The organism is Pseudomonas sp. (assembly GCF_028293835.1).
Classification (GTDB): Bacteria; Pseudomonadota; Gammaproteobacteria; order Pseudomonadales; family Pseudomonadaceae; genus Aquipseudomonas.
Genome location: NZ_JAQGNX010000023.1, coordinates 45,151 through 59,588 on the forward strand (window position 1 = coordinate 45,151; position 14,438 = coordinate 59,588).

10 protein-coding genes and 1 pseudogene are annotated in these 14,438 nt (G+C 59.5%); all 11 read right to left on the reverse strand.

Annotated elements, in window-relative coordinates; all coding sequences use genetic code 11:
* Positions 1-16: 16 nt before the first annotated feature.
* Positions 17-952 (reverse strand): malonate decarboxylase subunit epsilon, encoded by a 936-nt coding sequence (mdcH, locus tag JWR17_RS03375; RefSeq protein WP_299828304.1) that lies wholly within the window; start codon positions 950-952, stop codon positions 17-19.
* Complete coding sequence (locus JWR17_RS03380; protein ID WP_299828306.1) at positions 949-1,581, reverse strand: malonate decarboxylase holo-ACP synthase; 633 nt, start codon at positions 1,579-1,581, stop codon at positions 949-951. Before JWR17_RS03380 ends, mdcH begins: the two co-directional genes overlap by 4 nt.
* Positions 1,582-2,385: a biotin-independent malonate decarboxylase subunit gamma gene (mdcE, locus tag JWR17_RS03385; RefSeq protein WP_299828308.1), complete on the reverse strand. Its 804-nt coding sequence runs from the start codon at positions 2,383-2,385 to the stop codon at positions 1,582-1,584.
* Entirely contained in the window at positions 2,382-3,233 is an 852-nt protein-coding gene (locus tag JWR17_RS03390; RefSeq protein ID WP_299828310.1) for a biotin-independent malonate decarboxylase subunit beta, read from the reverse strand. Before JWR17_RS03390 ends, mdcE begins: the two co-directional genes overlap by 4 nt.
* A complete protein-coding gene (locus JWR17_RS03395) occupies positions 3,226-3,525 on the reverse strand; it encodes a malonate decarboxylase subunit delta (protein ID WP_299828312.1) in 300 nt (99 codons plus the stop codon). The genes JWR17_RS03390 and JWR17_RS03395 overlap by 8 nt, the downstream gene beginning before the upstream one ends.
* A 2-nt stretch (positions 3,526-3,527) precedes the next feature.
* Positions 3,528-4,403, reverse strand: coding sequence for a triphosphoribosyl-dephospho-CoA synthase (locus JWR17_RS03400; RefSeq protein ID WP_299828314.1), 876 nt, complete (start codon positions 4,401-4,403; stop codon positions 3,528-3,530).
* Entirely contained in the window at positions 4,403-6,079 is a 1,677-nt protein-coding gene (gene mdcA, locus JWR17_RS03405; protein WP_299828316.1) for a malonate decarboxylase subunit alpha, read from the reverse strand. Before mdcA ends, JWR17_RS03400 begins: the two co-directional genes overlap by 1 nt.
* A 192-nt stretch (positions 6,080-6,271) precedes the next feature.
* On the reverse strand, positions 6,272-7,411 hold the full coding sequence (locus tag JWR17_RS03410; protein WP_299828317.1) for a Fic family protein: 1,140 nt from the start codon (positions 7,409-7,411) through the stop codon (positions 6,272-6,274).
* Between the two features lie 237 nt (positions 7,412-7,648).
* A complete protein-coding gene (locus JWR17_RS03415; RefSeq protein ID WP_299828319.1) occupies positions 7,649-8,149 on the reverse strand; it encodes a chemotaxis protein CheW in 501 nt (166 codons plus the stop codon).
* Positions 8,142-14,174 carry an Hpt domain-containing protein gene (locus JWR17_RS03420; protein ID WP_299828321.1) on the reverse strand — a complete coding sequence of 2,011 codons (6,033 nt, stop codon included), beginning with the start codon at positions 14,172-14,174 and terminating at the stop codon, positions 8,142-8,144. Before JWR17_RS03420 ends, JWR17_RS03415 begins: the two co-directional genes overlap by 8 nt.
* Positions 14,175-14,245: 71 nt before the next feature.
* Positions 14,246-14,438 (reverse strand): annotated as a pseudogene (locus JWR17_RS03425) (IS110 family transposase); the annotation flags it as partial.

Here is a 14,438-nt window from a genome sequence, read left to right on the forward strand (position 1 = left end):
CGCAGCAGCTATCGGTCTATGGGTTACGGCTTCCCTCCTCTTGCAGCAACGCGCTCAACGTATCCATGCGAGCCCCCTGAAAGGCGACCGCTGTTCCTTGCTCAAACGCTTTTCGGCCCAACCCCGTAAGCACGGTTCCAGGCGGCAACTCGATTTGCAGGCGCACGCCACGCTCGTAAGCGGTTTGCACCGTGCTGCGCCAGTCGATCACCCGGCACATGTTGTAGGTCAGGTCATCGCGTAGTTTGTCGGCGGTCATGATCAGGCGCGCCGTGCTGCCGCTCAGGTAACGCACGGCGGGCGCTCGCATGGACACTGTGGCAAACGCCTCGGCCAACGCCGAAGCAGGTTGCTCGAGCAACGCGCAATGAGATGGCACGCTGACGGCTAAGCGTTTTACTGCCGCTGCGCCGTGGGCTTTTGCCAACTCGGCGATCTGCGCCATCGCTATGTCACTGCCGGCTACCACCATTTGCGCGTCGGCATTGATGTTGGCCAGGTACAGCGGCGTCTCGGTGCTATGAACCTCAGTGATCAAGGCCTCGACCGTAGTTTGATCCAGCCCGAGAATTGCGGTCATGCCAAACCCCGAGGGGTAGGCGTTTTGCATCAACGTGCCGCGTAAAGCGACCAGACGTACGGCATCGGCAAAATCCAGCGCACCGGCGATAACGGCTGCGGGGTACGCGCCAACCGACAGGCCAGCGACATACGTAGGCGCTGCACTTCGTTCAATCAGCAACCGGGCGCAGGCGACACCTGCGATCAATAAGCACAGCTGCACGGCGCGGGTGTTGACCAGTGCTTCGGCAGAATCCAGGGCCCATGCGTCTTCGCCCAATTCATCGCTGGCCTCAATCAAGCACTGACGAATCAGCGCTTGCTCGGGCAGTTGATGGAGCATCTGCGGGTACTGCGCGCCCTGGCCGGGGAACACCATAAAGCTGCTCATGCGGCACACTCGGCTAACAGCCAGGGATCGTCGATCAGGCGCGGGGCTTGGTCTGTTTTAAGCAGAACCGATCGCGCAGAAGTTGCCCACTCCCGCAGTGCTAAGCCACCCCCGGGGGTTTGCAGCTGCACGTCGATTTGGCATGCCACGCGCTGCAGATCTTTGACCAGCTGCGCGGCCCGTGCACGATCAAATAGCACCGGCGTGCGCAGTATCAAATCCAGATCGCTGTCCGCGTGCAGTGCCGCACACCGGCTGGCCAACTCAAATCCAGCGCTGCCGCTGATACCCCATACCAGCCCCAAATCGTCCATCACTGATCGAATCTGCTGCAGCGCTTTTAAGGCGGGCCAATCGAGGCTGCGCTGACAACCAACCTCGATTAATTGCTCCGGCGAAACCTGTCGCTGAATATCAGCGCGGCTCATCAGCGTGGCGTAGCGCTGTTCCCGCAACGGCCCACGAACGCCCACCGCGATTTGATCAGCCGCCACCAACGCCCGACGCACCACCACCGGCTGATCGAGGCTCAGCGCTTCGGCCACCCAGTGGGGCGCGTCGGCTGGTAACGCACGCGCAGGCAAACCCCAGAGCAAATCATGGGGCAGCACCGCGCCGAGACCGTTCATTTACCACTGCGCCCGCAGCAGTTCTCGCACTTTGGAAGAGGCCGCGCGGTTGTCGGCACCGAGGCGACTGCTCAGGTCGTTTCCTTTCCCGCGAACGTCATCTACGGCGGCGATCAGGCACGCTTGAACCTGCTCGATATCCTGCGGGGTCGGCTGTTCGATCTGGCTGACAGCAAGGGTCTTCCACAGCAAACCGAGGCTCGCGTAGCTGTCGATGTCATAAGCCATGGGCGGAACGCTGGCGGCGAGTTTTTCCAGTTCTTCGACAGTGCGCAGCGTGACCCGAGCCGCAGACGCTTTGCCCATGGCATGTACCATCACACCGGGATCGCGCAGGGCAATCAGGCGGTTGGCCTGATAACCATGGGCCAAAAATGCGCCGGACATGGCCTTCCCCACCAACAGCGCAATCACCGGGTGCCCGGCCAAACGGGCGCGGGCGTAACTGTCAGCAGCACCGGCGAGGGCTTGATGAATGCCCAATGCTTCTTCCCGGCGCCCATACGCTTGGCTTGGCACATCGACGATGGCAATCAAGGTGCGCTTGTGTTCGTTGCGCTGATCCAGCTCGATGGCCTCATCGACGGCTTTGGCCAACCCCCAACCTTCCAGCAGGCCGACTTCGCCGTTACGCGCCCGGGGAAAGGGGTTTTCAGGATCAGCGACCACGGCTAAAAAGCGCGCTGGCTGCTGGCCCAACTCGCCATCGGCCACTTTCAGTGAAACAGGTAAACCTTGCACTTCAGCGGCGCCATTGCTCAGGGCTAAAAACCACTGCAAACCCCGCACTGAGAAATCACTCATGACTGTTCTCCCTCATACAACGTGCGCACCGTCTGCGGGTCGATTTGTGTGGTGGTGTCCAACTGAGACAGTCGCTGCAAAAAGTGCTCGTATCGACCGCTGCGATTCAGGGTCGGCAAACCTTTGGCGAGCAGACCCGCGATTTTTTGTTGGATTTGCGCTTTGTCATCAATGGCAAACGCGTCCACCAAGCCGCTGGCGAAACGCTGCTCGCCTCCGGTCAGGCTCCAGATGAAGGGCCGATTTCGCGAGTCGTACTCTTGAATACCGGCTTCTTGCTCAATTACTTGAGGACCGTTCAAGCCCAAACGAGCCTCTTGGGTGACCAATAGATAGCTGCACAAGCCTGCGGCAATGGACATCCCGCCGAAACAGCCAACGCTGCCTGCCACCACACCGATCACCGGCTGGTACTGGCGCAGGTCGACAATTGCGGCATGAATATCGGCAATCGCCGCCAGGCCCAGGTTGGCTTCCTGCAAGCGCACGCCACCGGTTTCCAGCAGTAGGACGGCGGCGGTGGGAATCCCGTTGCGGTTGTCTTCAGCGGCCAGTTCCAAAGCGCCAGCCATTTTCGCGCCGCCGACTTCGCCCATGCTGCCGCCCTGAAACGCACCTTCAATCGCGGCGACGACGACGGGCAAACCGCCGACGGTGCCTTTGGCGATGACCACACCGTCATCGGCCTGGGGCACGACGCCTTGCTTGGCCAGCCAGGGCGACGTCATCCGGTCAAAAGGACCGACTAATTCACGAAAGCTCCCAGCGTCCAGGATGGCCCGAGCACGTTGACGAGCGTTGAGCTCGACGAAGCTGTGTTGCTGAAGCAAGTGCGCGCTGTCAGTCATGACCGATCTCCTCGAAGCCCTGCTCCATGCGCAGCCGCACAACACCGGGCGTCGCACCGAAATCATGGATGTTGATGCTCATGGCGGGCGGGGTTTGCCCATCGAACATACGCTCAAACAGGTGCTGCCAACGGGATGAAGCGCCATTGACCGACGTTATCACCTGAATCGACAACTTGCCCGGTGCGCCGGGTTCCAGCATCACTTCCAGATCGCCAGATCCGACGCAGCCCACCAATGCACGGCCCATAGGCGGTTGCCCGGCGGGGAATTCAAAAGACAGGGTTTCCATGGTCAAAAATTCCTCGAAGGTTCGCCGAGCTTAGGCTCAAGGCTATCGATAAACAGGCAGGCTGCGAGCAAGTCCGCCGCGCCACCCGGCGACGCGTTCAGGCTCAACAGTTGCTGATCCAATTCATGCAGGCAACGCCGACCGCTGAGGCTCGCGCTGCCCCCCGCATCCAGCACTTTTTGTGCACCGCGCTGCATTGCTTCAAGACCGGCTTCACCGGCGCGGTACAGCACGCAGGTATCGCCCAACGTGGTCATGATCGCGAGCAATGCATCGAGCCTGGCGTTCTGCTCGCCATGGCCGGTGGCCCGGCTGCGTTGCAACTGTGGCAGACCCCATTGCAGCACCGCAGGAAAGCCCAACTGCGCCTGTTCTCGGGCGCCGCGCGCGCCGTAGCGCTGGGCCACTTCCGCGCCGTGGCTGTTTTGCACCGGCGAGTTGCGGTCGTCGATCAGTGCCAAGCGTGCGGCTCGCAAACCGATAGCGGCCGGGGTTCGATGGGCGGGTTCCAGCGCGACAGCGACCACCAACAACCCCAAGGCCCAGATCGCCCCTCGATGGGTGTTCACACCGCCCGTGGTGTGCAGCATCGCGGCTTCGCCTTCGCGGCCGATACGGCCAATGGCTTCACGCAATGGCTGGCCAACAACGCCGAATTGCAGCGCGGCTTCGGCCATTTCTTTGAACGCTGGCCACAGCGATAACGCCGAGGCGTGCATCAGGCCCAAGTGCAAATCGCTGTGGGCACCGTTGCCGCGACGATCGACCAATGCCGGTTTCGGCGACAGGTCGGCTTCGTCGATCAATGCGTCCACCGCGAGGTCAGCCAAACGGTCTGCCAGCGATAAGGCCACGGCTTCCAGCTTGAGCGCGCGCATCACCAGCTCCTGAATTGGGCGGGTGGGTTGTACAAGCCTCCGGACCACGCCACCAGATCGGCGACGCTTTTGGCAGCGAGCAGTTCACGGCTGGCATCGGTACGCCGAATGCCCAAATCTTCCGGCAGCGCGATCAAGCCTTCACGACGCATCCGCGCAGTGTCTTTGGGGTTGTGGCGCAAACCAATCGCAGTAACACCGGCGACCGCAGCGATCATCGCTTGGCGTTCTTCCAGCGAGCGCGCCTTATACAAATAGGCGATGCCTTCTTCGGTAAGCAAGTGGGTGACGTCGTCGCCGTAGATCATGATCGGCGCCAGCGCCATGCCGCTTTTCTTCGCCACCTCAACCGCGTCCAGGGTTTCCACGAAGGTGGGTTTGCCGCCTTCCTGGAAGGTCTCGACCATCTGCACCACGAGCTTTTTGCCGCGCTCAAGGTAGGCGTCCTGGCCATCACCGGTCTGTTGGCGCATGTCCAGCCAGGCCGGCGTAGCGTGACGGCGGCCGTGGGGATCATGGCCCATATTCGGCGCGCCACCGAAACCGGCGAGGCGGCCACGGGTAACGGTTGAAGAGTGGCCATCACCATCGACTTGTAAGGTCGCGCCGATGAACAGGTCCACCGCGTATTGGCCGGCCAGTTGGCAGATCATCCGGTTGGAGCGCAGCGAGCCGTCGCGACCGGTGAAGAACACATCCGGGCGCGCTGCGATGTAATTCTCCATGCCCAGTTCAGTACCGAAACAATGGATGCTTTCGACCCAACCGCTTTCAATCGCCGGGATTAAAGTCGGGTGTGGGTTGAGCGTCCAGTTGCGGCAGATCTTTCCTTTCAGCCCAAGGGATTCGCCATAAGTAGGAAGGATCAACTCGATGGCTGCCGTATTGAAACCAATGCCGTGGTTCAGCGACTGTACGTTGTGTTTTTCGTAGATGCCGCGAATTGCCATCATCGCCATGAGGACATGAACGGGCTTGATGTGGCGCGGGTCGCGGGTGAACAGCGGTTCAATGTAGAACGGCTGATCGGCCAAGACCACGAAATCGACCCACGAAGCCGGGATATCCACACGTGGCAGGTCGCTGACATCGTCGACGATCTGGTTGACCTGGAAGATCACGATGCCGTCGCTAAACGCAGCGGGTTCGACCAATGCCGGGGTGTCTTCGGTGCTGGGGCCGGTGTAGATGTTGCCCGCGCGGTCGGCCATGAACCCGGCTGAAAGCACGACATTGGGAATCAGGTCGACCACCAGCCGTGCGTACAACTCGATGTAGGTGTGGATGGCGCCGATTTCCAGCAGGCCATCTTCAAGCAGTTGGCTGATGCGCAGGCTTTGGGTGCCGGCAAAGGAGAAGTCGAGCTTGCGGGCGAGGCCCAGTTCGAACAGGTCAAGGTGTTCGGAGCGGCCAACACTGGGCATGATCATGTGCAGATCGTGCAGCTTGGCGGGATCGACCTTGGCCAGTGAGCGCGACAGAAAATCTGCCTGCTTCTGGTTGTTGCCTTCGAGGACCACACGGTCGCCGGGTGCAATGAGTGCTTCAAGCGCCGCGACGATATTTTCGGTTGGCAGAACTACGCCATCGGCGAGAGACCGCACCTGCTCGAGCCGCCGCTGCTTTTCGTTGCGCCGACGCGACCAGCGCGGATCGAGTGTCGTTATTGTTGTCATGCTGGCTCCACGAATTCGCTGTCGTGGATCACCTTAGAAGCGAATGGCCTTCAGCATCAATCAAGCAGATGGCGTAATCGTTACGGTTGGGGTAATGGTTGCGGATGGCCCACGCCCTTTGCAGGAGCCAACTTGTGGCGATCAAACAGGCGTTGAGAGTTCGCCCATCCAGGCGGGCGCCAGCGAATGTGTTTACCGCCAATTGATCTGATACCGCGTACTGCGTCCGCCGCCGGGTAATTTCTGCAGGCAGCCTTTTTCCAGCAGGTCACCGAGATGCCGGGTGGCAGTGGCTTTACTCACCTTCGTCACCGCTTGGTATTGGGCGGCGCTGATGCCTTCTTCGAATCCATTTCTGTCTGCCGACACATCGCCATCCAGTAAACGGTTGAGCACTTTAATCTGTTCCGCCGACAGCCCATGCTCACGGTGTTGCTGCCAGAAACGCGCCTTGCTCAGCACTCGGTCAATACGCTTGATCGCCTGCTGTAAGGTCTCTAATAGGGTTTGCAGGAACCACTCCAGCCACGGTGTGATATCCAGCGTCGACTTCTGACTGTGTTCGAGAATGCGGTAATAGTCTCGGCGCGCTGTCAGGATACTCGCCGACATGGCGTAAAAACGGATGGCCTGGTCTTCGCCTTGAGCTAACGCAAGGTCAGTAATAGCACGGGTCAAACGGCCATTGCCGTCGTCGAACGGGTGCAAGGTCACAAACCAGAAATGCGCGATGCCTGCCCTTAGAAAAGGATCCAGATTTGCGTCTGCCCGACTGCTGTTGAACCAGTTGAAATACGCAGTGAGCTGCGCTTCCAGGCCTTCACGAGGGGGAGCTTGAAAATGCACTGTCGGCCGATCCAGCCTGCCGGACACAACCTGCATCGGCTCGTCGCCGCGCAATGTGCCCACCTGGATAGCATGCGATGAGTAGGTTTGCGCAACGGGGAACAGCAACCGGTGCCAGTGCAATACTCGCTCAAGGGTCAATGGCGACAGATGCTGTTGAGTGGCATCGAGCATTAATTCGGCCAAGCCCTCGCTACGCTGACTGACAGGTTGGTTCCCCGCCAATCCAAGGCGCCGTGCCAGGGACGAGCGAACCGAGCCTGCGTTCAGTTGCTCCCCTTCGATGGCCGATGAAGTAATGATATTTTGTAGCAATGCGTCCAGTTCGGTCTGTGCGCTGGCATCGGATCCTGCTGCGCCGATCATCCCCAGCAATTGACCCTGGGCTTGGGAGCAAGCGCGCAACAAGACGGTCAAGCGCTCTGCCTGCCACGTGAAGTGCGGCCATGCAGATTGCTGCCAGATCCAATCGGTGGATTCGTTCATGGGCTGGTTCCGAGACATATGAGCCGAATAATAGCCCTATTCGGCTCATGGCGTGAGCCGAATACGGTTAATATTCGGCTCATTATGCGCCTGCGTCTTGTGACGAAAGCCATGGCGAAACAGTTCGCACACTAAGATCTATGCTTGAAAATATTCCGTAGGAGCCAACTTGTTGGCGAGGCTTCCATTGCCTCGCCAACAATTTGGCTCCTACAGAGGATCTGTAGACCGTGGGAATTATTGCTTCGCCAACAGATTAGCGCCCACAGAGGATGCAACCAGCCACTCTTCCAATCCGACCAAATCCGGAATTTTGGCGACGGTGTCGCCGACTTGGACGGCAGCGAGTTCCAGCTCGGCTAACTGCACGTCGACGTAGCTGAGTTGGCTGTCGACTTTGCAGGAGCGGGGAATACCCTGGGTCAGCAGGGCGATGAATTTCAGATCGGCACGGCCACCAAGGGCGTTGAGGACGACGATCCGTGCACGACCGCCGACGCGGGTGCGGCCACCGCAAGCGGCTTCGAAGCTGAGCAGGGGCAAGGTGCGATGGCGCCAGGTAATAGGGCCGAGGTACCAATCGGGTGCATCCGGCTCGGTCTTGCTGTCTTGGTAATCGATGAGTTCAGCCACGGCAATGTTGGGCAGCAACAGACTGCGGTCGCTCAAAGGCAGTAACAGTCCGGTCAGACTGGTGACGCGGCTGCTCAAGCTTAAAGAGGCGGTGGGGTTAGACATTGACCTGACTCCATTGGGCGATGCTCTCTAGCAGGACTGACTCTTGATACGGCTTGCTCAGGTAATCGTTTACGCCGATGGCCATGGCGTGATCCCGGTGTTTTTGCCCTGAACGGGAAGTGATCATGATGATGGGCAGGTCTTTGAGGTGTTCGTCATTGCGAATTCGAGTGGCCACTTCAAAGCCGTCCATACGCGGCATTTCGATGTCCAGCAGCAGGATGTCCGGCGTGTGCTCCTGCAACAGCGCCATGGCATCGACGCCATCTTTGGCTGTAAGCACGTTCATGCCGTTGCGTTCGAGCAAGCGACTGGTGACTTTGCGCACCGTCACCGAGTCGTCCACCACCATGACCAGCAGCGGGCGCGCCTGTTCCATTTCAACGTATTTCGGCGCACCCAAGCCCGCTGCTTGTTGCGCTAACAGCCTCAAATGCAGCGCGCGAATGTGCGCCAACAGATCCAGAATGAATACCACGCGACCGTCACCTAAGATGGTCGCGCCGGAAATACCCTGCAGGCCGGAAAATTGCGCGCCCAGGCTCTTTACCACGATTTCCCGTGAACCGGCCAATGCGTCCACTTGCACGGCGACCCACTGATCGTACATATGCACCAACAACACCGGCAGCGGCTGGGTTTGACCAAGCAATTTAGGTGACAAACCGTTGTTCAATAATTCGCCGAGGTAGCGCAATTCATAAATGCGCTCGCCAAACTGATAGCGCGGCGGGTTCGATTGGTAGCAGGCCTCCAGCTCGTTAGGCATGACCCGCACAATGCCTTCGACGGTGTTTAGCGGCACGGCGTATTGCTCCTCGCCGCACTGCACCATCAATGCCCGGTTGACCGACACGGTAAATGGCAAACGAATCTGGAAGCGCGTGCCCTGCCCCGGCGTTGAGTCGATGATCATAGAGCCGCCGAGCTGTTTGACCTCGGCATGCACCACGTCCATGCCCACGCCTCGTCCGGAAATCTGCGTGACTTTTTCCGCCGTGGAGAAACCCGCCTGAAGAATGAATTGGAGCAGTTCGTAGTCATTCACCTCAGTACCGGTTTCGACCAACCCGCGCTTGATAGCCTTGCGGCGTACCGCATCCAGATCGATGCCAGCCCCGTCATCGCGCATTTCAATGACGATGTCGCCGCCTTCATGGGCCAGGCTCAAACTGATCGTACCCTCTTCCGGTTTGCCCGCCGCACGGCGTTCGTCGGCACTTTCCAAGCCATGATCGACGGCGTTACGCAGCATGTGTTCCAGCGGCGCGACCATTCGCTCCAACACGTTGCGGTCCATTTCGCCCTCGGCATCGCCCACCTCGAACTGAACCTGCTTATCCAGCTCTCCCGCGACCTGTCGCACGATCCGCCGTAAACGCGGCAACAAACGCTCGAAGGGCACCATCCGCGTGCGCATCAAGCTTTCTTGCAGTTCGGTGTTGACCCGGGCCTGCTGCGACAACAATGTTTGCGCGTCGTGGTTACGGGTATCAAGGGTTTCCTTGAGGTCCAGCAAGTCGGAGGCGGACTCGAACAAGGCACGCGACAGCTGCTGTAATAGCGAATGGCGGTCCATTTCCAGCGGGTCGAATTCTTCATAGCCCAAACGTTCGGCCTGGACCTGCTCGCGGCTGAGGATGCCGCCTTGGGTTTCAATGTCCAAACGTCGAAGCTGGTCTCGCATCCGCTCGATGGTGGTTTCCATCTCGGCCAGGGTAACTTCGGCGTCTGTGACCTGCTGTTCGATGCGCCCACGAAAGATTGAGGTTTCACCCGCCAGGTTGACGAGGCTTTCCAGTTGCTCGGCGGCGACCTTGACCATTTCCGGCGGCGTACGCTCCGCTTCGGGCTCAGGTGTGAGCACCACGGGCAATGCCGGTTCGGTGGCTGTATTTGGCGCGGCACTGGCTGCCACCTCAGCCGAATCACCGAGGGCACTGAACTGGTGAATGCTATCGATCAACAGTTTCGCACTGGGCAATGGCTCATGCCCACGCACCGCATCAAGCATGTCAGCGAGCAGATCATGACCGCTTTGCAGCAAGCTGATCAGCAGTGGATGGCTGTGCAAAGAACCAGCAGCCAGGCCTTCGTAGAGAAACTCAAGTTCGTGCGCCAAGTCGCCAATCGGGGCGATTTCAACCATGCGCGCCCCCCCTTTGAGGGTGTGTAAATCACGCAGCAGGTTTTCGATCTCAAGGGTATTTTTCGGCTCATCCTGCCAACGGGCCAACGCACCGCTGGAGCTTTCGATGATATCGAAGCCTTCCTCGAGGAAGATTTCCAGCAGTTCGGGATCACGCTCATTGAGGGTTTCGACCGCTGACTTGATGGGTTTTACGTCAACCTCATGGCCTTGGACGACGCTATTACCCTGTCGAAACGCGCGAATCGCGTCGATCAACCCGGCGGGACAACTAAGCGGTTTATGGGCTTGCAACTGCTCCAGCAGCTCCGCCAGCAAATCATGACTACGTTGCAGCAGACTGGCCATTTCCGCTGAATAACTGAAACGACGGTCGATCAAGCCTTCGTACAGGGTTTCCAGCTCATGGCCCAAATCCCCCACCGGCTGGATCTCAGCCATGCGGGCGCCGCCTTTCAAGGTGTGCAAATCACGCTGCAAGGATGACAGCGGCGTCGGGTTATCAGGATCATCCAGCCAGCGATGCAGGGCATGCCCAGCGCTGTCGAGAATATCCACCGCCTCTTCGAGGAAAATCTCCACAATCTCGTGGTCAATCTCGCCGCTTGGCGCCCATGTTGACTCGGAAAACGATTCGTCGGACGCCGAGGCATCGTCAGGCAGTTGAGCCGCCAGGCGCTCGGTGGCAGCATTCAATTCGGTGACGCTCAACGCACGGGTACTGCCGTCGGCTTTGATCACGCCCATGGCGCTGGGGTCGAGCGCTTGATCGAGCAAGTCGCGCAACGCTTCGATGCGTTCCGGGCGCGCATCCACTTCCTGGCCCGCCGCTACCTGGTCGAGCATGTCGATCAAGGCTTCGTGTCCGCTGGCCGCTTCATCAAAGAAACGATCGCTGACCGCCAGGCTGCTTTCTTCAACAGCGCCGTACAGATCAAGCAGTGCCTCGCATAACTCATCCACCTGCGGCAGATCGGCGAGGTGCGCACCGTGGCCCAAAGTGGTCAACTCATCAAGCAGTGCGCTGAGCTCCTGCCGCTCACCGGGATGCTGCCGCCAACGCTGCAACAGGCTTTCGGCGTCCAGCAGGATGTCCATGCCTTCGGCCAGAAACGCCACGATCAACTGAGGATTACGTTTCAAGCGCAGGCCGCTGTTCGGCGCACTCAGCGCGGCTTGCAAACGCTCATGCAACAGGGCCAGAACGTCTTCGATGAACGGCTCGGCACCTGCTATGGGCGCCAACGGATCGCTGTCTAGCTGCAACAAGCCTTGATCAAACAATGGCTCCGCCGCGCGCAGCAGCTGAATCTCAGCGCGCCCGAGGGGAATCAGGTTGGCTTTGAATTCACGCACCAACTGGTCCAGTGGACTGGCCAATTCGGCAACCGGTAGCACACCCGCCATATAGGCGCTGCCTTTGAGGGTGTGCAGCGCCCGCTGCAGGGCGTCGCTGATGGTAGGGGTTTCGGTGTCAGTCGCGTGATCCAGGAATCGCTCAAGGGTGTCCAGATGGCCGCGGGCTTCCTGACGAAAGATTTCCAATAACTGTGGGTCCAGCGCATCGGACACGCCCGCTTCGGTGTCGAAGGGCGCGACCGGCGCGTCGGAGGTCCGGTCCGGTCTAGCGATTGCGTGAGCCCGAGCCGCCAACGAGTCAACGTCGTCGCGCTGGCATTGAGCGTTGTCGGCGAACTGCCGAATGACCACAGGTAACAACGTCAGCACGTCGTTTAGCAGGCTCTGAACATCCTGGTCGGGTTCGACGCTGTTTTCCACCACCCGATTTAGCAAGTTCTCCACGGACCAGGCCAATTCACCGAGGATCAGTGCGCGCACCATCCGCCCGCTGCCTTTGAGCGTGTGAAACGCCCGCCGTATTTCGGTCAATGCGGCAGTGTTGCTCGTGTCGTTGAGCCACAGCGGTAACTGTTTGTGCAGCGCCGCGAGCATCTCGTCGGTCTCTTCGAGAAACACTTCCAGCAGCTCATCATCCACCCGCTCCTCATCGGCGGGCGGCGGCAACAGGCTGGTCGGCACGTGCTGAGCGGGCGGATTAACCGCCGAGACGGGGCTGGCGAGCACTTCAGCCAACGAGCGTGAAGGGCTGGTCAGCGCTTGGCGGGCATTCAATTCCAGCAGCTCGTCTTGAGTGATGACCTCGTCCAGCAACGGTACTTCAGTTGTAATGTTCGGCAGCAACGAATAACCCAGTTCCTTCAGGCTTGCTTGGGCCTTATCAAGGATCTGTTCACCTGGGGCTTCGTGGTCTTCGCCCAGGCGCTCGAGGTAATACTCGATGCTGGTCAGCGCATCGGCCAGACCGTCGAGCTGTGGCCAGGTTGGCGGTTCGGCGTCCGTCAACAGGTGCGACTGGATATAGTCGTTGCAAGCGGCAAGCAAGCTGGCAGCGCGCGCCAGAGGGATCATCGCCAATGCGCCGCGCACCTGGACCAACAAGGCAGGCAACGGTTGCAAGCGTTGCCGATCCCATGAGCCGTCGATGTAATCGATAATCATGTCTTTGGCTTGCTGCAAGCCGATGCGCGCTTCCTTGATTACTAACTGATGGATTTCGATCAGGTCAGTGGTCGGCAGATGGATTTCTGCAGGGCTGGCCTGCTCCACGGTGCCGACCATCCCGGCCAGGGTGGCTTCGACATACAGCAGCGCACCCGCCACATCCATCAAGATTGCGTCATCGGCCTCGCTCTGACCTTGAGCCAGGCGTTGGACCACCGCCAGCTGGTCAATAATGACCTTACGCGGCTGGCCGAAACCCAGCACGGCCAAGGTATCGGCGATCTGCCGCAACGGCGGTAACAAACTGCTGAGTTCGGCGACGTGTTTGCGGTCGCTGCGCACAAAACCGTCGAGGCGTTCTTTTACCCGTACCAACTCTTCGCACAACGCGCCCACCACCGAACGCATGGCGTCACGGTCCGGCCCGGCCAGGCGGGCGCGCTCTTCATCAACCAATGCGGTATCTGGCAATGACTCATCCAGTCCGTATTGCTCTTTGAGCACCAGCATATGCGGCGCCTGGCTGTCGGACTTGGCGATATAAAACAGCAGGCTTTTGAGCAGTTCATCGGGCGCAGGCTGATTGATGCCGCTGATGCCCTGCTCCAGCAAACGTTTGAGTTCCTTGTCGGACTCTTTCAGCAAGCCGCGCAGGGCCGGACTGTTGGTAAATTGGCCGTCGGCCATGGTCTCGACCAACGCCGAGGCGATTTGCCACAGCGGTCCAAGCGGCGCGTCCTTGCACAGTGCTTCAAGGCGCGTAAACACTTTGGCCATGTAACCAAGATTGGTCTGTACTTCCTGTTCGCGCAGCAAGCCCACCAATGCGGTTTGCAGCATCTGCCGCAATTTGCGCAGTAAGGGCATCAGGTCAGGGTGGTCGAGTGCGGCCAAGGCTTGGCTGTCAAGTTCCGGGACGGCCAGCAACTGCGGGGTAAACAGGCTGGTTTCCGAGAGCAGACTTTCGCCACGGGCACTGCGCAGGTCATTGAGCAGCGGCAATACCAGCAACGGCAGATCGCGGCGTGCGGCATGGGTGCGATCCAGGTAAAGCGGTAACTGGGTCATGGCTTGCAATAACAATTGCACCGCTTCGGTTTGCTGCGCCGCGCGCCCTTGCTGCAAGGCCAGCGCCAATTGCTCGATCTCTTCGGCAAGCAACGCTGCGCCATAGAACTCGACCATCTGCAGGCTGCCGTGCACCTGATGCACGTAGCCCAGGCACTCGACCAAGGCCGCCGGCACCTTGGGCTGCGCAACAAACGCTTCAAGGGCCTGACGGGCCAGCTTCAGCGTTTCGGCAATTTCGCCTTTGACCCACTCGAGGGCCACATAGTCGTGCCGATCAGCCATGAAAACTCCAGTCTTTGCTCAAACGCTTCATTGTTAGTCTTACTTAACCCCTGTAGATACTCTGTTGCCGGTCAAGCTTTTAGGAAGTGTTTTTCGCTAAAAAGCTTGGCCGTATCAAATTTTTCGCCGGCACGCAGACACGCCCAAAGCCCGGTCAAATATTTACGCATCACGGCGCCTATCGCCTGCATTTTCTTCTTCCCGCGAGCTACCAACCCCTCGTAGAAAGCCTTCACGTAACGGTCACAGCGTATCGCGCTCAAC